The organism is Neobacillus sp. NPDC097160, assembly GCF_044762155.1.
GTDB lineage: Bacteria > Bacillota > Bacilli > Bacillales > Cytobacillaceae > Neobacillus.
Genome location: NZ_JBIWDU010000025.1, coordinates 1 through 22,471, shown reverse-complemented (window position 1 = coordinate 22,471; position 22,471 = coordinate 1). Strand labels below are relative to the sequence as shown.

General features: G+C 34.5%; 15 protein-coding genes. 2 read left to right on the top strand and 13 right to left on the bottom strand.

Translation table 11 applies throughout. The features are described 5' to 3' along the window. Positions 1 to 50: 50 nt before the first annotated feature. Both iscB and ACIQXV_RS26410 read right to left on the bottom strand, forming a co-directional pair. A complete protein-coding gene (iscB, locus tag ACIQXV_RS26415; RefSeq protein WP_402964295.1) occupies positions 51 to 1,310 on the bottom strand; it encodes an RNA-guided endonuclease IscB in 1,260 nt (419 codons plus the stop codon). Positions 1,311 to 1,770: 460 nt separating this feature from the next. Further along, positions 1,771 to 2,331: a DUF4240 domain-containing protein gene (locus ACIQXV_RS26410; protein WP_402964292.1), complete on the bottom strand. Its 561-nt coding sequence runs from the start codon at positions 2,329 to 2,331 to the stop codon at positions 1,771 to 1,773. A 245-nt stretch (positions 2,332 to 2,576) separates the two neighbouring features. Between ACIQXV_RS26410 and ACIQXV_RS26405 the strand changes: the two genes are divergently transcribed. Continuing rightward, positions 2,577 to 3,236, top strand: coding sequence for a hypothetical protein (locus ACIQXV_RS26405; protein ID WP_402964289.1), 660 nt, complete (start codon positions 2,577 to 2,579; stop codon positions 3,234 to 3,236). A gap of 331 nt (positions 3,237 to 3,567) precedes the next feature. Beyond that, on the top strand, positions 3,568 to 3,978 hold the full coding sequence (locus ACIQXV_RS26400; protein ID WP_402964286.1) for a very short patch repair endonuclease: 411 nt from the start codon (positions 3,568 to 3,570) through the stop codon (positions 3,976 to 3,978). A gap of 147 nt (positions 3,979 to 4,125) precedes the next feature. On the opposite strand, the gene ACIQXV_RS26395 is transcribed toward ACIQXV_RS26400, so the two are convergent. The 11 genes from ACIQXV_RS26395 to ACIQXV_RS26345 all read right to left on the bottom strand — a co-directional run bounded on the left by ACIQXV_RS26395 (position 4,126) and on the right by ACIQXV_RS26345 (position 22,392). Continuing rightward, entirely contained in the window at positions 4,126 to 6,168 is a 2,043-nt protein-coding gene (locus tag ACIQXV_RS26395) for an AIPR family protein (RefSeq protein ID WP_402964283.1), read from the bottom strand. A 15-nt stretch (positions 6,169 to 6,183) separates the two neighbouring features. Next, positions 6,184 to 7,107 (bottom strand): PD-(D/E)XK motif protein, encoded by a 924-nt coding sequence (locus ACIQXV_RS26390; RefSeq protein WP_402964280.1) that lies wholly within the window; start codon positions 7,105 to 7,107, stop codon positions 6,184 to 6,186. After that, positions 7,100 to 9,820 carry a Z1 domain-containing protein gene (locus ACIQXV_RS26385; RefSeq protein ID WP_402964404.1) on the bottom strand — a complete coding sequence of 907 codons (2,721 nt, stop codon included), beginning with the start codon at positions 9,818 to 9,820 and terminating at the stop codon, positions 7,100 to 7,102. Before ACIQXV_RS26385 ends, ACIQXV_RS26390 begins: the two co-directional genes overlap by 8 nt. Beyond that, positions 9,804 to 11,234: an ATP-binding protein gene (locus tag ACIQXV_RS26380; protein ID WP_402964277.1), complete on the bottom strand. Its 1,431-nt coding sequence runs from the start codon at positions 11,232 to 11,234 to the stop codon at positions 9,804 to 9,806. Before ACIQXV_RS26380 ends, ACIQXV_RS26385 begins: the two co-directional genes overlap by 17 nt. Positions 11,235 to 11,578: 344 nt before the next feature. Further along, positions 11,579 to 13,315, bottom strand: a complete 1,737-nt coding sequence (locus ACIQXV_RS26375; protein ID WP_402964274.1) for a DNA cytosine methyltransferase — start codon at positions 13,313 to 13,315, stop codon at positions 11,579 to 11,581. A 306-nt stretch (positions 13,316 to 13,621) separates the two neighbouring features. Next, positions 13,622 to 15,439 (bottom strand): AIPR family protein, encoded by a 1,818-nt coding sequence (locus ACIQXV_RS26370; RefSeq protein WP_402964271.1) that lies wholly within the window; start codon positions 15,437 to 15,439, stop codon positions 13,622 to 13,624. Continuing rightward, the gene (locus tag ACIQXV_RS26365; protein ID WP_402964268.1) at positions 15,436 to 16,464 is read right to left on the bottom strand and encodes a PD-(D/E)XK motif protein; all 1,029 of its coding nucleotides are present in this window, start codon (positions 16,462 to 16,464) and stop codon (positions 15,436 to 15,438) included. The genes ACIQXV_RS26370 and ACIQXV_RS26365 overlap by 4 nt, the downstream gene beginning before the upstream one ends. Before the next feature lie 22 nt (positions 16,465 to 16,486). Continuing rightward, a complete protein-coding gene (locus tag ACIQXV_RS26360; RefSeq protein ID WP_402964401.1) occupies positions 16,487 to 19,123 on the bottom strand; it encodes a Z1 domain-containing protein in 2,637 nt (878 codons plus the stop codon). A gap of 1 nt (position 19,124) precedes the next feature. Further along, positions 19,125 to 20,597, bottom strand: coding sequence for an ATP-binding protein (locus ACIQXV_RS26355; RefSeq protein WP_402964265.1), 1,473 nt, complete (start codon positions 20,595 to 20,597; stop codon positions 19,125 to 19,127). Positions 20,598 to 20,767: 170 nt separating this feature from the next. Beyond that, positions 20,768 to 21,001, bottom strand: a complete 234-nt coding sequence (locus tag ACIQXV_RS26350) for a hypothetical protein (RefSeq protein ID WP_402964262.1) — start codon at positions 20,999 to 21,001, stop codon at positions 20,768 to 20,770. 125 nt (positions 21,002 to 21,126) lie between these two features. Beyond that, positions 21,127 to 22,392 carry a DUF262 domain-containing protein gene (locus ACIQXV_RS26345; protein ID WP_402964259.1) on the bottom strand — a complete coding sequence of 422 codons (1,266 nt, stop codon included), beginning with the start codon at positions 22,390 to 22,392 and terminating at the stop codon, positions 21,127 to 21,129. Between the last annotated feature and the right edge of the window lie 79 nt (positions 22,393 to 22,471).

Sequence of the window (22,471 nt, the reverse complement as noted above, 5' to 3'; positions counted from 1 at the left end):
TTTTGCATAGCAAGAGCTTCATCTGTTTTAAAGCGAGGAGACTCCGACTTCTAAGCGATAGCGTAAGTCGGGGAGGAATCGCCTGTTTTTCTTTCAATTAGTAATGTGCTTGCATGTTCGACTCTTTTGAGTTTTTTCCAACTGGCAGATGTATGGATCTTTCTTCCATCTAATAAACGTATATCGAAATAGCCACTACTTCTTCTGCCAAAAATGAAGCATTTTCGCCCTTCGTAAACAACCTTATCAAACAACTGAAAGCCTTTTACAAATCGTACTGCCTTATTTGATTTACGTTTACCGCCTTTGAGAATAGTCGCTTTATGCAGTTGACGATTGTTCTTCCGAACAAATTTTAATTGAAAGGTAGTGTTCGTTAGTTTCGCTAATGGATGACCGCTAATACAACGAGCATCTACCGCATGTTGTTTCGCCAAATTGTTTGTAATGCGAACATTCTTAGTGATATACCCATAGGTCAATGTGACATGCGAATAAACTTCCTTTATGTCGTTGTAAATAAACCAACGCATGACCGTCATTTGTGAAGCATCCCGTAAAGGATGCGTATTTCTTTGGATTGTATGCTCTAAACTTTTTTGATGAATCTCGTTATGACAGGTCTCGCATAAGGTAATCAAATTACCAGGAGAATCTCCACCTGTCTTTCGACTTTCGATGTGATGAACGTTAAGAATTTTATCTTTCTTTTTGCCTTTGCAACGTTGACAAGTATGCTTATCTCGAAATAACACATATTCTCGTACATTCCAAAAACCCATTTGATTGCCTTGTTGGTAAGCTTTTCCCTCAATAAGAGGGTTTTTAAGCAGTTGTGTGTCAAATTGTGCGACTTCTACTGTTATTTTGGTCACAGGAAGGATTTTATGAATCAAATTCACTATTTTAATGTGTGAATCCACTTTATGTTGCACCGAAGGAGCTAACCATCCTTTCGTCTTTTTGCGATTTAAAAAACGAGCTTGTCGATAACGAGTAGTACGGCTTCTTCTGGTTCTTCGAAATTGCAAGCGAGTGGCTAATAATTCCTGTATATCAGTACGAAGCTGAACTTCTCCTTCGAATAACACTTGTTTTTCGGTAGTAGCAGATACACCAATATGCTTGGTTCCTGTATCCACACCTAAAGAAATAGATTGCTTGTAGCCACTGCTACCATAAAGTAATTGAATGGTAAACGGTGTACGATTTACCACTTTTGCTTTTTGTTGTTTTAATAGCATCCTTGCTTTTCTTGGTTGACATGGCATTAATGGTTTACCATGATGATTTAATACGTACACGAACATTACGTGTACCTCCTTTTTAGAGTAAAATGCCCCATACCCAATGTTAGAAAGGCTTGTTGTGTCTACAGCACCGCTCCTACCCAACAGAGCTTTTAACCATAGACGACAGTTGCTACGAACTTGGGGAGCATTCGTAGGTGTCATGACCTAACCAACGTAGTCCTCGAAGGACTGAGGGTAGTCAACATAGGCTTTCACAAGCCCCCACTTCAAGTCTTAAAGACTAAGTGGTGGGTTATTAACTTAGAGAATATTTTTATTTACCCGCGGTACCAAAAATGATGGCATTTCCTCATTCAACCGCTAAACAAAGCTCATTGGCTGGATGTGCATTATAAAAAGAATAGTAGAAAATCGCAAGCATTAACTGTTCTTCTTCATTTCGAACGGTTCGCTCATCGATATACTTCACAATTATATGCTGACCCGATCGTAATGGGGGTCAGGCATCCTTTCCATCTTAATAACCCAATGGTTCTTCTCCAAACCGCTCCCATAGTGCCGGAAACATCTCGGCTAAATCATCTTCGTCTTCCCAATCAAATTCTATATCATTGTTAAACTTTAATCCTTTGTTAGCTAGTAAATCTTGCATTTCATCAAATAAATCTCCATCCCATTCTTCTGGGTCTCCGCCTTTTTTCAGCGTATAGGCATCAAATCCAATAGACAGGAAATCTTCAAATTCAGGAACCTCTTCTTCACCAAGATTTTCATCGGAAATATAGTCAGCTAAGAACTCAGGGTTCTTTATTGTTTGCTCATAAACTTCTCTTCCTTGCGAGATCAGCCAGCCCCGAAAGTAATCAAAAGAATCATCAGAACACCCACCTATTATTACATAAGCAGCTCCCCAAAGTCGTGATTGGTAACTTTCATTCAAATAACTTTCGAAGATAAACTCATAATCCAATATTTCGTTTTCCGTTTTCTTACTCAATATATCTGTCAGCCATTCCGCCTGACCTTCCTCATATCCCTTCGATTCTTCGACTAATTTCCAAAATTCTGTTATATCCATCTAAATACCTCCAATTTTGCTTCTTATGCTCCTATTACATTCGCCTTTTTCACCCACTTTCCTGCAACCCTGTCCCTATTTTCCTGATCACAGAAAATAAACCCAATTAACATGTGAAAGGGTGGAATACGGAGCAAATTTAATTTTTTATTTTCGGCAGCCAATAGCCTTCAAAAGAGGGGCAATTAAACTTATAATTATAGGCAAAGTTCGAGAAGTCGGAATGGAAAGGATGAATCAGCTAAATGGAAAAATATAATTTGGTTAATAAAAATAATAGCTTCGTTCCTAATTATAAAATTGACGATAAATCCATTTATTTTGACATCTATCTCAGCCCTGATAAACAAGTCTGTATAATTGGAGCATTAGACAACAACTATTTATGTTGGTGCTCGATCACAAGTCTTTCTGAAAGGGAAACCAATGTTCAAATCTTTCAATATTTATTGAACCTTAACCCTACAATTATTTCCAACCAAACGACATTAGGAGTGCGTTTTGATGAAGCCAGGAACTGGCATAGGTTCCGCATCGAAAAAAGACATTACAAAAATGGCGAATATCTTTACCATTCTACAGGAACCCATATTTTTTTCGGAGAAAATAGTAATAAAGAAGAAGTTTTTGAAAGTGAAATGCATAGCTTTTATCGTACAGAATTCGCGAAATGCGAATACCGTTTGATTGATCGTTCTTATCTAAAACTCCTAAAAAAATATCAAAAGATTTTAACTACCAAACAGCATGTTGAGTATTATGAAGAAATGAAACCTTTAATATCCCTATTAGAAACCGAATCATATCTTAAATTATGCCCTAATGAAAAAATAAGAAGTTTATACCTTGAATGTATGAGAGAGTGTTCAAACTTATATAACAGTAATATGACGGCAGTGCGATAAACATTTCAAGTGCACTGCCTGTCAAGTTAATTTTGAATATAGACATACAACAGAAAACAGTGCTTGCCCCCAGTTGCATTAAAGCTTTACTGATTGGGGGCAGGCACCTATTTCGTATTTTTCAATATACCCCGTATTTAATCGATATAAATTTTGCCAATCCTTTTTCTGTATTCAAAGTATTTCATACTTGAATCTTTAGGAATATCCATGTTTACTAACCGAATATCAAGCTTTTAATATGAGTATACTTTTGCTAATGGATCTGTTTATTTTCCATATATTATGGGTACCAATATTTATATTAAATACATTTTTGGACTGAACCCTAATGGCTGATAACTTAACAAAAGAGCAAAGAACAAAAAATATGAAGGCAATAAAGTCACAATCCGCTTTAGAAAATAGAGTCACAAAAGCACTTTGGAAAATGGGATTTCGCTTTCGCAAGAATGTCAATTTATTTGGAAAGCCTGATATTGCTTTAAAGAAATATAAAATTGTCATTTTTATTGATTCTTGTTTTTGGCATTGCTGTCCTATTCACGGTAATATGCCGAAGTCCAATAAGGATTATTGGGAGAAAAAACTAGAGAGAAATATCAGCAGAGATCTAGAAGTAAATAAATTCTATCAAGAAAACGGCTGGAATCTATTAAGGATTTGGGAGCACGAATTCAAAGAAGATTTCAATGAGACAGTAAACAAAATAGCAGGATTTATAAGTGAAAAACAGAGTTAACTCTGCTCAAGCCAAGAGCATCTATTAAAGTTAGCAGCATTAATAAATGCCCTTGCTAAGGAGTTTGAAGAATACGATTATAATAAACAGGATTCTATTCCAATCTTGTAATAATCTTTTTCTATATACAAAAAACATAATTCAGTATTATCTATTTAATACTTCCCATCCCTCTTTAGCAGCCTTCTGATATAAAGAGTAGAGTACTTTCGACTGTTTTTCGGATGGTAAAGAGAGTTTGCCACCGATATATTTCATTAAGATGTCCCTTTGAGTAATGGTTAAAGATCTAAAGTTATTATTATTTTTATAATAGCCGAATAGCTGAATCCAATGTTCAAAATTAGTTTGAATAACAAACGCTTGGATTTCAATACCGTTGTCTAATTCTTTTTGTTTCTTTCCTGTTTTCTGTTCATACCTTGCTTCTTCAGTAGTGATAACCATTTTCTTAAGCGGTGATAGATCAATTTCAAGACCACGAACATCGTTCCAGCATTGCTCTTTTTTACACCATTGGGCGATATTAGCAGACCCTTGCGGCGGATTCGTAATCCTCTCGTAAACTTTCTTTGTAATAATCTTCATTAATTCATGCAACTCAACTGGTAATTGCTGTTCATCCCAAATACTGCTAAAATCCAAAAATAATTTCCTCTTTTGAATAGAATGAGAGAGCAATGCGACTGAATAAGCCACAGTTTGAGCTCTGAATGCATTTTCATACCAAGGAGCCTTAGAAACAATTTTTTCTGTTGCACGGAATAGAATGACTCTTGCCACGGCATCCTTAAAATAATTCTCAGTGATCGCCATCGCATTTTTCTCTAATGTATCTGTTACCGAATTAGCAAATTCTTCAAAACTGTATTGGGCACCTTTAGAAACAATATGTGGTTTCTGGTCCCAAGAATTTTCGCTTTTTGCCAGGAATGTCTTATCGATTAGCTTATCCTTCGGATTCTCAATTTGGAACTGTTTTTTCTTAGCCTGCGTTAAATAAGCCTGTTCATTTAAATATTCCCCGCGCACTCTTTCATAGAACCAATGAGTGCGTTTCTGAGAACCCCCACTTGTAGCGACCCAAATACGTTTAGAGTAATCCTTCATTTCTTTGTGGAATGGACTATTTGAGAAGAAGTCAGATTTGTTTACTTTGTTTTGCGTATTGGCATACTGTGATACGCTCGATACAAATTCGCCCTTTTTCTCTATATTATTTACAACCGATAATTTCATTTGTACCGAAACATTGGAAATATCCAGCTTCGAGTTCTTTTTCGCTGCATAAATTGCAGAAGTAGTTTGGCCGCCGTTTACGATTTGGAAATCGGTAATTTTGGTGATATATCCGTTTTCGGATTCCACATGTGTAGCTGTAGCCGTGATGCCGTTATTATAGGCAAAAAACATATCCGGTTTATATTGAATGGTATTTTTTATCCCTTTATTGACGCCGCCTCTAAACTGCAAAAAGGTACGGACGTTTTGCTCAAGGAGCTTTTGCCCGTATTCATCGTAAATTTTAAATAATTGATCCCCATCCATAATCCCTAAATAGGACTGATATTCATCGGATGTGTTATGCACCTCGAGAAAGGGAATTTTCAATTCAATTTCATATGAACCGGAGCTGTTTTCAGATTTATAGATACTGTATAAATAGTCTATATCAATAATTTTATGCTCGCATATGATACCTTTAATCAATCCGTTTGGTATATGGGATATGTTTTTAGACATTTTTCCATCGGTTAAGACAACAAAACGAAATTTATCAATTAAATTGTTTTGCATGTGCCGATTAATGTTAAATGCGAGAGAATAAGCATCGGACGTCTCCTCTAAATCATAATGAAGACCATTAATGCTTAACTCAGCAAATTTTTTCAAGCGATTAAACTTTGTCGTTACCTGTTGTTTGGTTAATGTTTCAATGGCATCATCCTGAAAAAATTGAAAGTTAATTAGTGTGAATATTTTCCTATCTTCATCAAAATCATATCCATAAACTTCGCAGCCTGTTTTAATAAACTCTGCCATTTCGTAATTATTGGTCAGGTCCCCCACCTGCATGAGATCCTCGCATACTAATTCGAAAAATGATTGAGCTTTCATTAATCCGCGGCTTTCAGAATCAGAAAAGATAGATTGTAAGAAGTCTTGATGGAACTCTTCTAAAGTTATCATTACTTCCATCTCCCTTTACAACAAAATTGAGTTAATACTAACCTTAAATTGTGAACAGCTTGATAAATCAATGCTGTATTTTATATTTGGTATCAATGGTGAAACATGTTTTAAGGCTATTTTAGGAAATCCATCTCTTACTTCATAACCGGTAACCTGCTCCATATGAAACTTTGTTAAAGATTCCTGCGGTATTTCTGTAAAAAAACCATACTCTTCAACCTTTTCAATAAACTCATTTGAAAGGCTTTCATTTTCAATTTCTTCTGTAATTGATTTAACCAAGTCAGCTATGGTTTCCCCTCTGCCTGCTTCATTTAGAGCACAGGCAAATAGATACAAAGGATTTTTTTCTGAATTCAATTGTTCTTTTGAAGAAATCCAAACAAGATTACCTGAAGTCATCCGAAAGGATTTTACTTCAATTGCGAAGTTCTCCAGAAGGAAATCCTGTTTATCTCCAAGTGCGCCAACCCAGCCGTGGATACCGGCACTATATCCATAGGCAGGAATAATGGAATCACGTAAAATTTTTAATTCGCTGTACAAGCCCATTTGTTCTTCTTTGGACATAATTTTAAAGGCAGATTTGCGAAGAAGCTTTTGCCAGCGTTCTAACCGCTTCATTACATTTACAATAATATCTTCTTCATGTTGCTTCATAACATTAAGTAAATCATTGCAAAGGATTAAAAAAATTTCCCAGTCCTTCGTTTCTTTTAATAGTAAAATCAGCTTGTTCGGAGTTGAAGATTGATCAAGCTGTATCTGAATTCCATTCAGCTTAATCTCGCGGATAGGCTGCATAAAGTCTTCATCACATTGGATCATTAATCCATATTGATTGAAGGCATCCACAATCCAAAACGCATTGTATTTGATTGATTCTTTAACTCTTATCCGGCTGAGCCGGTCTAATTGTAACCAGGGATTATTCATCTTCGTAGACACCGTCTTCATCAGCTTCTTCTTTATACGCTTCTTCCAGTTGCTTTTTATACACACTATTAATTCGAACTTTTACATTGTTAACAAAAGGATCAATTGAGGTTGGGAAGCTGATACTAAACCCAACAGCATTTATTTTAATATTATTATTTGTATCCTCAAGTTCCAACGCATGCGCGAAAAGTACTGGTTTCTCCAATTTTTCGCGCATTTTAGGTGATTTTAATTTTTTGAATTCGGCCGGCATGATAATACTTTCCGGATTCGCACGTGAAAGCTGTCTATTAGCTACTTCGTAATACCCCTGTTTTTCTTTTACAGACCGGTATTGCCGATGTACTTGTATGGAATCAACCTGGAAGAGTTCAGCCTCGTCTTTACCATTGTATAAGACTACATCCCAGTCTATATTCACTCTTTCAATATAATCTTTAATAAATTCAATCGGCATTCTCGATTTTAATCCTAAAGGGTCATTTTTATATAATCGGTAATTTCCCACGAATCGTTGAACAATCGCTTTATCAACATTTTTCCAAACATGACTATCGGCTGCTACATGCCCGTAACCGCCATTTTGTAAGGCTTGGATCGTTTCAGATAACAGGATTTCATTTGCATCTAAGTCTGCTGGTATATTGCTGATCCATCTAGTTTCTTTAATCTGACCATCCAGGTTCATCTCTAAATACATATCTTCTGTATATTTTGACTTATTCCGGGCTGTAACCTGTAGCAGACTATCTGGATGCAATTGAACGGCCAGTCCAAAGTCTTCCGGTGTTAAATTTTCTTCGCGCATAACATTTAAGCGGCTGACTAATTCATTGGTAGCATCAATAATAAAACCAAACTTCTTATTCATATCATCCGTTAAGTACACCCTGCAAATATCTTCATATCCAATTCGATAACCAAACCATCGGCCCATTTGCATTAAGGTATCATAGTAAATAGTCGTTCTTAAGAAATAACTAACACTTAACCCCTCTAATGTAAAACCGCGGGACAAGCTTAACCCGCCAATTACGATAACATTTGATTGAATATCCTTTCGATATGCTAAAGGTATTTTGGCTTTTTGATGTACATCTACAACTTGGATGGAGTCTACTAATATACATACTTCTTTTAAAATCGTGCCAAAATCGAATTCGATGCCTTTTAATCTTGTAGAAAATGTATCTTTTAAATTACTCAAATGTGGATACTTGTACGGATTCGCTAGGTTACCGTATGCTTTAATTTCAGCTCTAAGATCCTCAAAGTAACTTGCTACTAGTTTTTTCACCTTAACATGAACGCCAGTAAATCTAGAAATATGGATTAACATACTATTATGCTTTTTTTGATTGCGTAAATTACGAATCGCTATATTAATAACAAATAATCGAACGGCATCCTTTAAACTTTCGGGCAGTTTTTTAAATTCACTATCATAGTCCTTTTTGTGCTTAATGACAAAAGGGATTTCATTTGGTGGATAGAGAATGTCCTCATCTAGCTCATAAACAACTTCATCAATGGGAATTTCTACAACATACTTCTCATTGTCTTTATTAAAAATCTTCTCTGCACCAAAATAATTAGATGGTGCTTCTAACGCGTATATAAAATCGCTCGGGAATAAATCTCTTCCTGCACCATCATTTTTTGCATTATGATCGATGAAAATGTTAGCATATGGCGTTGCCGTATAGGCTACATAGGCACTTTTCTTGAATTTCTGTAAAAGAAGCCGTATCTTCTCATTGATAACTGTTGGATCTTCTTCTTTTTTTGTATTAATCGATGCATAATCTGATTCATCATCAATGACCAGCATCGGTTTATCCACCTGATTCTTATAATGGATATCTAACCATTTTAATAGATGATCTAAAGTCTTCGTATGTTTATTAATCACGACTAAAATTGGTTGCTTCATATTATCAAAGTTTGTAGTACCCTGTGCTCTTGCAGTTTCAACTTTAAAATCATTTTTTGCATTGGTTAAACTCGCAGGCATTTTTTCTCTTTTAAATCCAGCTAATTGCCCGACACCGTTATAATCTGCTCCAACAAACACTTCATCTAGTCGTGCTTGTGTCTGGTCACGCAAGTTATTTTGCCCGCCGGCAATAACAACGATAAAACGATAACCGGCATCAGCAGCCTTACAAATTAACGAAGCATAGTTAGAGGTCTTTCCTGATTGGACATGGCCTACTACCATACCATACCTTGAAAAGGACTCTAAATCAGGATCTGCTAAGTTATTCATAATAGCATCAGTATCTTCATTAATGGTTTCCAGTACTTTTTGCGGTAAATCACGTTTCATGTACATCATATAATTAGTTAGATAATAATTATCAGTTTGGAGCTGTTTTTTGCCTGTCCACCAAGTTGTGTCTCTATTCTTCTGCTCTTCACCTGTTACAAGAATCCCAGTGGTGATTCGTACGTTAAAGGATTGCTCCATTTCATTTTGGAGATATTTCCATTCCTCTGATGATAATTCGCGTATATTATTAGCATCTGCTATTCCTAAAATAGTCTTTAAGTACTGAGGGGGTGTAACTTTGATTAATGTTTTCCATTCTTCTATAACTGTTTGGATGGTATCCTCCTGCAAACCACTTTGTTCTTGGAGAGTTCCTGAAATCTTTTCTTTTACATGTTTGTACATGGTATGATGATTTACCTCAATGTTGGTTTGCATTTTCAAAATACCCCTCCTTGTTTTTGTATACTTCCGTCTTCAGTAATTCCTTAATGAACGCTTCACTTATTCCCTTTGAACGCCAATTTTCCACTAGCATTTTTATCTCATTTTCTCTAATTAGTGTTTCCTGGTTAACCTTTAACGGATTGGTATTTAACTGAGCTACAATTGCATCGAGTGGCAGATAGCTTTCTAACCCCATTAAAATAACATTTAATAAATGGTGCTGGTCTTCTCTTAGTGTATCTTCAAGATTTTTGATAATAGGATGCTCTCGATTGATAGCAAAGTGAATTTCCTTATTATCTGCAATCAACTCCCAAAAACGAGTGGTTGTCTTGTCCTCAATCTTTTTACCTCTGCCCGTAAATGGTCTTGAACCCTTTACTGTTACCTGCTGAATGATACGTTTTAGATCTCTCTTTATTTCACTCACAGGATTCGCTGATGATTTTTTAATATCAATACCCCAATCGTGATCTTGATTATTAGGAATATCTATTTTAATCCGTACAAGTTTATGGGCATCGTTTGTTCTATGCATTCCCCACCATGTGCCATGAATCAGAAGACGATGGGCACGATATAAATAAAATCCCTGCGATTTGGTATAGCCCTCTTTTGTAGCGTATTTATCAAATTCCTGTTGCGATAGCTTTGAATGATGCGGCAAAATATAAGGCTGCACCGTTATTTCTGAAGTATTGTATTTAATTTTTTCCGATACCAATTGCTGTGTAGCAATATGCTTTGGGTTAAACGGATTGAATGGTTCCAACATTTGGCCATTAACAGAAATTTTTAATGTATTTTTACCAGGAACAATACCTTCTAAAAAGCAATGGAAGACTAAAGATAAATGGCTCCGTAAAACATCTAACTTTTGGGGGATGTCGGCTTCCGTAAAAGTATCAATCCCTCGCCATACGACTAATGTTCCACTCTCTAGGTTCATAAAGTCCTCAAATAATGGAATATTTTTGTACTTATATATGTCAGGGGTTATTAATAGCCATTCATTTTCCCGTGAAATATATTCTAAATCCCATTGCTTAATAGAAACAATCCCATCCTTTTTTGTTAATACCGTTAAATCTTTACACTGTGAAAAGGACGCAGTTTTGAGCCCCAATCCAAACTTTCCTAAATCTGAGCCCTCTCTTGGCGAATCCGGGTCATTCGCAGATAAACGCATTGCGTCAATCAACTCACTATTAGACATTCCAATACCATTATCTAATATTGTAAATATCGTACTGGTATTTGGAATGCAAACAATTTGTATATTATTTGCTTTTGCAGTTATGCTATTATCTAGCACATCTGCAACAGCTACTTCAAAGGTATAGCCTATATCTCTTAAAGACTTAATAAAATTTGAAACAATAGGTTGTACTATTTCTGTAATCACTTTTTCACCGTCCCAACATTCCCAAAATAAATGGGATTCCATTATTATTTATTTCATACGTTTATACATTACTAATGCAAGGATAAGTAAGCGTATTCACTTTTTACTTTGAAGGAATGATTCAGTTTCAAGTTACTCTGAAAACTATTATTATATTCACAATAATTTTAACATATTAATAAGTAAATAGTTTTATTAATCCCCAGATTTTCCCTAACATTATTTATTAGAAAATAAAAACAAGTGACAATTACGTATAATTCTTCTAAAACCTTTTATGAGGGGTTAAGCAGTATATTCAAATAAAAGGGAGCCAAAAATAATTGGCTCCCAGGAAATTTATTCTATTTATTACATAACATTTTAGGATTTATAATATCTTTAATTTTTTCATTAATATCAATCCCAAGTGACTCTAGTATACTCTCTGCCACAAATCTAGCCATTAATGGTGGGACTGCATTTCCAACTTGCTGATACTGTGAATCCTTTGTTCCATAAAATTTATAAGAATCTTGGAATGATTGTAATCTAGCTGCTTCTCTAATACTGATCGCCCTATTTAACTTAGGATGTATCCACATCGATTTTCTAACATTAACAACTGTATCCGATGGCTTATTATAGTCCAGTCTCTTATAAATGGTGTTCTGGGTTCTGCTATGATCACTATATGTCGACTTCAACGAGTCATCCAAATCATGGAAGTTTTGTCCCGCAGTTAGCGATTCAAACCTTTTTTGTGCCATCTCTCTTGACTCTGTTCTAACATGATTGTAGACCATATTATTACTATTATTGTTTAGATATTGGTTTAAATTATTTTCAACTAATGAGTTAAACTCTCCCCTATGCATTTGATCATCACCCACAAAAGTTGATGGTGGTAATTTTTCTAAATCTCCAATAGCATCAAATATCTTATTATAGTCTCCTGGATTATCAAATATTGGTTCAGGAATTTTAACTTCTTCCACCTTTAACTCTTCTTCTAATACGCCAATTAGAATAAGCCTCTTTCTCTCCTGCGGAACACCGTAATTTGCTGTATTAAAGATATATTGCTTTTCATTTAACTTATATCCTAAACTTTTAACCTTTGCTTTTATATAACTAAATACGTTGTAAGATTTTATATAAATTTCAAAATTATCTCCTGTGATATTAATAATATCACCAAGAATATCCCTATAAAGCATAATGTTGTTTTGAATTATCTCGGATATTTTGTTAATTATCCTTTGGATTTCGATGACATCCCCTAGTGTATTTGTAAGATCATTAATATTAAATTCATCATCTTCTAATATTTTTCCAAGGATTGTATGGAGGTCATTCCAGGTGCTCTCATAGGCATCATCGAAAAATTTCTTGTGCATTTCTTGCCATTTATTACTCAAAATCCTCTTGAAATATTTATTATTATTTTCCTTACTTAAGAAATCTTTTAATGCATTCTCTGACTGTTTTTTCGCATGCCTTAGTAATAAATTTAATTTTGTTAACAATTCCTTATTTAATAAATACGGGGTTAAGTCATCCTTATTTTTATATGAATTAACTAAAAAAGATTTTAAGCTATTTGAGTTCTTTGTCAATGGTCCTATATTAATATATTCATCAAAATACTCAACATCTAATTCAGATAGTATTGTCTCTTCATCCTCAGTTACAAAAAATTTATGCTTCTCTGATTCCAATGTCTTTACATTTTCCATAACAAAAGCTTTTGGCTTAATATCTTCAATCGCTCGAAGATATTCTTTTACAAGCTGGTTATTTGAAGAAATAAGTGTGTTCTTCTGCCTATTTGCATTAGAAAAACCTTGGCATGGTGGTCCTCCAATAATTACGTCAATGTCTTGATATTCATCCTTCAAGGTCCCATTTTTGTTTTTAAACTCTATTTTAGTAATATCTTTGGGAAATGAAGTAACACTTTTATGATTCTGCTGATAAGTTTTTCTTGCATTTTCATTAATTTCAGCTGCTATTTTCACTTCAAACTTATTTGTTTGCTCAAACCCATTGCTGAGACCACCGGCACCTGCAAAAAGATCCATAACTTGTAGTTTATACACTATATATTCCACCTCTACAAGAAGAAGTCTTCTTGAAATTTTTTTATACCTTTCAGGAATCAGAAAGGACTCTGTCAATATCTATTATAGCATAAAAGGAACGTACGTTCCTGTTAAATTTAAAAATAATAACCTTACAATTATATCATCAAACCATTAAAAATGTAGCATCACTACTAGTATTTTTAATTGGTATCATCTATAAGAAAGCTATATAGAAATAGACTACAGACATATTTTCAATTTTTTCAACATCAAAAAACACCCTCCGTCTTCTAAAACATAGACGAGGGGTATCAATGTCACTTATATAAGATTACTTAATTCTTTTGAACAATTTTCCTTAAATTGAATCCAACAGGCCTCTTGTTTTGCCCACTGTGTTACATTTCTTTCACCAGCTGATTCTCTAAGGAAGGATAGGGTTTTATCAGCCATAATTCGAATTATTTCATCCCATTTGTCGGACAAAGACTGAGCTTCCCAAACCTGTACCAAATCAATTTGTTCTCCATATAAATGATTTAGCATTGCTGCCGTATAATAAATTACATTCGCCTTATATCCTCGAAGATTCATATCCTCAACAATTTCTTGAACCAGCTTATTTATAATCGATCTTGCTATGAGCTTTTGATAGAAAGATAAAGTTATTTTGGATTGATTATTTCCTTCGTTATTCCAGAAACTCTTATTTAAATCCATAAACTTTTTAAAAGCTTCCTCCCCACCTTTACTGGATACATGTGGATAACCATCCCAAGACATAAAGTGTTTTGCAATATCTACTTTCGTCAAAACCTTATCCTTTGGATATTGTTTCTTAAACTCAGTTTGTTCTTTGCCGCGTTTCCGCCTGTTTATATCCACCATGTATTGACCTCGAGCGCGTTCAAAATACCATTTACTCTCCGGTTTCCTTCCATCAAATACTGGAATCCATATATTACGGGAAAACTTTTCTAAGTCAGACATAAATCGAGTATTCGCGAGAAGATCCGATTTATTTATTTTGTTTTGAGTATTGGCATATTGTGATATTCGCGAAATCATTTCATCCTCTAATAGGTGCTGATCCTGTGTCATGAACTCACTTGACTGAAGAATGGTTAATTTAGCTTGTACAAAGACATCCTTTAAATTAATCCCGTCTTTATAGGCTTGATGAATAGAAGCTGTAGTTTGACCTCCATTAACGATTTGCCAGCCACTTAATGCCTTTATTTTATATAAGTTTTCTCCACCATCTATCTTCTCAATATCGCCTGAACGTGCAACAGTTGATATCCCATTATTATAAGCTACAAACATTTTCCTCTGAAAAGGATCCTTTAATGTATCACGTATGCCTTTATTTGTACCACCTCGGGCTTGGAGGAACGATCTTACATTTCGCTCAACCAGTTTCTGACCCCATTCATCATATGCTTTTGATAATAATTCAGCTGAAATATAACCAACATAACAATCAAAATTCTTAACTCCACTGACTGGATCGGGGACAAGTATCATATTAAACGACTCTCCATAATCACGTTCAAAATCAATATATTCCGTCTCGATAGCCTGCTCAGCAGTAATCAACTGTTGAACCCTGTCAATATCCCAAACTTGCACATTAACAGTTTCAATCCCAGGTATAGAAAGATCAACAGGTTTGTTGGAGGTATAAAATAAATTTGTTATCACAAATATATTTATTTCATTTATTACTTCAATTTTATCTGTTATCAATTTTGCTAAATCAAACGATTGTAAAGAGGGATCAATTGATTGGATTAATGCAGAAGCATTTGTAAAAAATCGTTTTGCTTTAGTAGCAAATTCTTGTATTGCTGTCATTGTGATGGTAAGCAAATCATCTTCGTTTTGCTCGAAATTGTAATCTACGATATATAAATCCAAGATATTGCTATCTTCATCAAAGGAATAAGCATTAATAGCAATATTTTTTGCTGTATCTAAATACGGAGGAAATAATATTTCAGGTTCATCCGGTCGATCCATAAAACCAAGCATCTTATCTAAAAAAGGGATTTGATAGCTGCCTGCCTTTATAGCCTTTTCTTCCAATTCCTCCATAAAATCTATAAGAAATTCTTTTCGCTGCCTATTTTCAATCATCGTTCCCCATCCACTCTAAAGTATTGATATATGTTCTCCAGGTCCATTTCAAAGTCTGAACAATGAGTAAGATCTATATTATATGTTACATGAGATATGCCTCTTGGGAGATCTTCTTTTAGAAGCCTTGGGAAGTTTTCTCTTGCTTCATAAACCTCTATTTTTTCGACAAAGTATAATGTATCCGCGTATTCCTCTTCCCGAAAACCAAGATCGGTCAAAAAATCGTTATAAATAAGGGCTATTCTTTCAGATCTGTCAGCTATCTTACTTCTTACTTGAATTGCAAGTTCTTCTAAAGACATACCATGTGTTTTACTTTGCTCTAAGAAACACACATACAAATAAATCGTTGAAATAGCTTCACTTAGTTTCAATTGTTCCTCATTAGAAATTTTAATCGTTTTTGATAATTTCTCTGCCACTGTCTTTATTTCTAAACCACATTTCTTACTTTTAAAATCAATTCTTCCCTTAGTAGGCCCATACCATTGTTCCACTACTAGTGGTGGCTGGCCAGGAAACCTATCAAGCCATTCATTCATAAACCAAAGCTCGCCAAATAAACCTCTCTGCTGCTCATCTGACAGTTTTCGATATCCTCCCCTTTGGAAAAAGACTCTCCACCTGTCGAGGACACTATAAATATTTGAAAATAAAGATTCATCCTTATTACTTACGAGATGATCAACTAAATTCTGAAGCACTGAGTCAAAAATGTCAGTGCTTTGCTCATCTTCCTGCCGAATAATTAAAAAATGATGATTTTTCAAAGAGAAAATTTTCTCAAAGTACTCCGTTTTTAACGTTAATCCCCTCCATTTAGGAAGGGCCTTTAGTTGTTCTTCATCCCAAGGGGATTGACCCAAATCAATATAAAGTAGCCTGTTTAAATTTCCTGCATCAATCCCAGCGAATATCACTGGAGCCTCATAGGTAAGAACATTTAGTTTATAAAATTCATTATCTACTTGTTTTTCAAGCTCAGAAAGCATTTGTTCAAACTCTATTTTAAGGTTTACCACAACTATTCTCCTTATAAAAATATTATTGGACAGTCTTATTTATCTGGTAAACATCTGTTTCATCTATATCAGTAAAAGGAAATGAAATGGATAAACCGATCGGGACCAAGTTGTCTGAAAAGGGGACATTCAGACTCTTAAAAACATCCACATTCGGATTTAACGGATAGATTAACAGTAAACCTCTTTCTCTTGGACGAAGTTTCCGTTTCTCCTCCCTTTTCCTTATGCCCTTTATTTTATCAGGATCAATATCAATAAACTCTTGATTAGGCGCAACGATGGCCTTTATATCAATATTATTACTCTTATCTATTGGTGCATCTACATTTTTACCACGGCCTACAGCTGATTCCAAAAATAGACTCCCCAGATTAACTGGATATTCTCCTAATTGCGATCTGTCTGCAGGGTCCCCTTCTACAACAGCTACCGTCCAGTTAAGCAGCTCCCTATTTTCATTAGCAAGCTGGATATAATTCATCATCAAATGGGAATCCGCTTTATCCCCTCTAGTCTCATAATTTGAAAGATAGTCTTTAACAATCTCAGCTTTAACATTTGAATCTACATAATAGCTGGTCTTCCCTTTTCCAAAATTAGTTTTTGATAAAGAAAGATTATCAACCAACCTTACAGTTGCCTGCATATTTGTTCTATAGAACTGTTCACTAGTATCAAATAGCCTTGTCTGTTGCAGTGTCCCTCCATAGATAATATTTGAAGAAATTGCATTTTTCATCTTTAATGGACTTGTTAAGGTCATGGAAGGATGACTCAACATTTTGACTGCATACTCGGAGGGGGTCTTACCCATTTGTGCAAGTCGGTCAAATTCTTCCCTTAATTCCACCATTGCAATAGCTAAATGCTCAAAGTTGGAAGCGATCTCCTCTGAAGTATAAATCCTGCATAAGTCCATATACCCATTTCTATAGCCAAACCAGCGTCCCATCTGCATAAGTGTGTCATACATTAAAGTATTTCTGAAATAATAAGTAATGCTCAATCCCTCAAGTGTTAATCCTCGAGATAATTTATCCCCGCCGACTGCAATGACATTTAATCCATTTTCTTTATATTGATTGTAAGCCAACGCATCTTTACTGTTCCCGTTAATTTCGAACACTTGAATAAGATCAACCACTCTTTTTAGTTCTTCATACACTTCATCCCAACTGAACATTGGATTTTCTTTCGGCCATTCCTTTGTTGTAAGCTGGAAATCTTCTTCAAATAGTGATTTAACTTCTGTTAACACCTTACTTTTGGGATTATATTGGATTTGATGAGAAATAGCCTCAAATGTCCTCGCCACTTCATCCTTAACGTTTGACTGTACATCTTTGAAACGTGACGTGTGGATAAGCATGGAATTATGATTATTCCTCTGCCCTCTTAAATTTCTGATGGCTATTGTAAGCAGAAATGCCATGATCGCCTCTCGCATTTGAGGAGGAACCTCTTCAAATTTTTCAGCATCCGTTTTTTTCTTAATGGTTGTAAATATCTGAGTATCTTCTACTCTTAGATGGCGTATTAAACTAGGCCTTTTATCTTCCGCATCTTCCTCAACATTAAAAAACTCCTCCGGACCGCAATAACCTTTTGGTTTTGGGAGTCCTACCAAAAAATCTTTCGGATAAAGGTCTTGCCCCTCTTCATCGGTTTTTGCTTCTGTACTTATAAGCAAATTAGCAAATGGAGTCGCAGTATAACCCACATAAGCTTTTCGGTTAAAAATCTCTAATATTTGTCTTATTAGCCTATTAATTGTTTTTGGATCCTCATTTTTATTGGGATCAGAAGTATCAACTGAAGCCTGATCTGCTTCATCATCCACGATTAAGACTGGAATATCCAAATCATATAAATTACGATGGTAAATTAACTGGTCACGCAATGACTCTAACACAGTTTTATTTTTCTTTACTACCATCAATGTAGGAGAATTTAAATTCCTAATCCCGCCATGCTGTGAACTAATATCGTTTTCTTCTGTTGTCCAGGAAGTGATAATATGATTGGCAGTATTTTGATAAATTTGCGCAACTCCTATTGGCATGCCTTCCTTATCCATTGTGCCAATGACCTCTTGATTTAATCTAATCTGTGTTTGGGCTCTTAAATCATTATGAATCCCTGATAATACAATAATTAATTTGTACCCAACATCGTAAGCTTTATTAATCAATCCCGTAAAATTGGCTGTTTTACCAGATTGTACAAAGCCTAAAACTATTCCACGATTATCAAATGGTTCCATTGACTCTGGGTTCCCAAGAGACTTCATAATTTCATTAGTAGTATCATCAATAGCTTCAACAGATTCCATAGGCCAGCCTTTTATTTGAGTCAAATATTGGCGGTATCTTGTCCAAAAAAAACTGTTAGATACCATTTCAGGTTTATACCAGCTTTTCCCTTTATTTAGATGCATAATATTTATCTTTGGAATATCTGCCCCAATTTTATACTTTTTGAACATTTCCAATGACCACATTTCAAATGTGCTATCATCTAAGTTTCCAAAACCCGAAACCATTACTCTAGCTAATTCAAATGCCTTCTCAGCAGCTTCCTGCTGACTTTTAGAAACTGATTTAACGTTATAATAATTTGTTGCGAAGGTTTTTTCAAAAAGAGTTTTAAATTCCATATCATTCAATTATATCTGCCTCCGTTACAATCTTTTTCAAGGTAGCCCTGTTAAGTCCATCAAATGCTGGCTGTGTAATTAATACATTAAGCAGCTGCTCTTCATTATTAGCCACATTTAGTTTTACAATAGTTGATGCAAACTGGATGACCAACGCTTTCTGAGCGTCAGATACCTCTTGAACAAATTCCTCCGGTACCTTCGGAGAATCGATAATATTACTGGGAGAACCAAGTTGGACGAACTTTAGATATAAATTAAAAAGCTTGGCTGATTCATCATCCATCCTATTAAATAATTCTGCTAAAATTGGATGGTTTCTATTTAACACAAATTGGGGGCCATCCTCTCTTCCTGACTGCTCCCATGTATTTAAACTCCCTTTAAATGTTTGGTCTGGAGTCTTACCCTGGGTACGAAAGTAGAATATTTCCTTAGAGACCTTCCTAGCAATTGCAGAAATAGTCTCGAGCCTTTTTTTTGCCTCTTCGGGCAAGTTGATTCCAGACTTTTTTATGTCTACCTGCCAATCGGTATCAGCTTCATTCGGAAGATCAATTCTTACCCTTGCAAGCTGCGATGCTGCATCCTTTGGAAACAGCCCCATCCAATCTCCAAAATACAGCAGTCTATTTTCCCTGTATATATAAAATCCCTGATGGTCTCTCCAACCTTTATAACCGCCTGCTTGTTTATATTCAGGTTCAGTTAAATGGGAGGCATGCGGCAAAATGAAATATTGTACTCTAATTCTATTTTCATTTATTCTTAAGACTTGCAATTCACCTTCAATAGTATGCTGGTGAGATTTCAAAAATGGATCCCAAGGGGTAATTTCTTTCCCATTAATAAACATATTGACCTTATTTTTTTCTAAAATGGAATGGAAAACAAATTCCAAGTGCTTGTTAATTCGGGAAACCTTTTTAAAGAAACTAATTTCCTTTAGTGTACGTTTGCCGCCAGCTCCCATGAATCTGTCTAGTTTATCAATACAGGCGATTGTCCCGCTTTCACCTTCTACTGTTCCCATCTTCGATCTTACTTCTTTAGGAATAGAAGTGAATAGCTGCCACTCGTTGCACTCTGAAACATGATCCAAATCCCAGCACCTTTCATGATAGACACCTGAAGATTTTGTAAGTACACTTAATCGCTTTCCCATTGAGAACGATGCTGTCTTTAAGCCCATCCCAAATCTGCCAAGTTCATCGGCCCCTCTTTTCGCCCTAGGGTCTTTTGAACCGATATTCATTGCTGTCTGTATCATTTCCTCATTCATACCGCTTCCATTATCTTTTATGGTAATCGTTCCATCCGAGTCACCATATTCAAAATTAATATTAATGGTTGATGCTTTCGCATCAAGACAGTTATCCACTAAATCTGCAACCGCTGTTCTCGCATTGTAGCCAATTGATCTTAACGCATTAATAACTGGCGCTGCTGAAGGTTCTGTTATAACTACATTCATAGTAAAACTCCGTTTCATAAAATTTTCCTATAATAATTATAACAAACCTGATTCAGAAAAAAGAAATGAAAAAAAAATACCAACATTGTTTCGTTGATATTTTTTAAAGGATTAAATAATATATTGCTTATTCTGATGAAAGTTGGTTAAGAAATAGTCAAATCAAATAATTAAAATATACTAATTCCTAATTCTTTCTTAATAATTCTCATTAATTGATTTGCAGATTCCTCATTAAATTGGATAGTTTGACTTACCTTGTTTTCCTTTCGGTGTTCTGAACCATAAGTATTAATTTGCAAATACTTTTTACCATCTTTAATAACAATATTATAATCAGCTTCTACTTCGCCATGAACTCTAGCATTTATTTCTGCCTTTTCTAGTTTTGTAACTAAGGCCAAAAGATCATCCCCTCAAATTATTTCTATTCTATTATAGTCACCAAATTTTATCATTATTATCAAATAAATATATTTTGGGTTTATGAGTTTCCCCGTTATTTTTGATACGGTTCACCGTATTCTATCTAAATGAGGTTATATTGAATTCCTCCAAGAAATTCACCTATACTATTTAAAGAGCCATCCTTTAGCCTTAATGACTCAAATTCTCTCAAATGAATTTGATGATTGCTAAACAGATAAGTCATTACATTTTTTAGATTTGTAGTGGATGCTTTATATTCAGGATTTGCAATAGGAGAAATTTGTACTATCGACATTACTTCCGATATCATGTTAGGATTTTTTATATCCATGTCATAATAATATTGAATAGCTGCCAAAACTATAGCAACTCCCATTAAAAATTTGATTACTTTCTTTTCCTCCTTATTATCTATCATTTCTGATGAAAAGGGATATTCTACTTCCCTACTCAAAATAAGCAACATTTTGTTGAATTCATCAAATTTATCTACTAACATATCTAAGTTTTCGCCTTCACCCCTTTTATACAATAATGCTTTTTCTTCCAAGAATATCTTAGATATCATAGATCCATCTCTTAATCCCTCTTTTAACCCATTCTCCAAAATATACATTATTACACAAATTTCTTGATGATTTTTTTGTTTATCACTTCTCGATTTTGTAATATTATAGATCTTATGTAATATGTCTTTTTCATCTTCTATTCTTTTAGACATTTTAGTTTCATTTGTGTGGGAAATTAATCTATTTATAAAATTACTTATATATTTACTTGAATCTGAAAAATAGGTCGCCATCTCAATTTCTTGATTTTCAAGAGGTTTTGTGTTTCGGTTATATCTTTTAAATAACTCAATTTCTACCTGAGGATTTTCAAAAGATTCAAATTCAAGTATAGATAAATGACTACTTAAAATTTTTATTTTATCCTTCTTTTCCAAATCATTAAATCTTTTATTTAAATAACGATCATCATCTTTGAGTATTTCTAAATTTTTTAGAGGAAATTCATTATTTACATATCTAAAAATAGAATTTAACCTGTGCTGACCATCCATTACATGCCTAATTTGCATTTCATTTCTACTTGAAACGACCAAGAAAACCTCTGGAATAGGTATTCCTACTATTAAAGATTCTATTATTGAGCTTTCTTCAGTAGAATTTGATTTATATGTTCTCTGATAATCTGGGCTTAACACTATACCTTGAAGGAACTCAAATTCTTCTTCCTCAGAAATTATTAGTCCATCAGACTTCAAATATTTTTCGCCCTTTTTTATGAATTCGACTATATCTTGTACAGAGACTAAAGGTCTATTAAATTTTATTTTCTTTATTGAATCTTGAATACTATCCATTTAGGAATAACATTTGAAAATATATACCCTGATAAAGATAATCTTGTGAAGTCGATAAAATTTAATTATGAAGAGATTG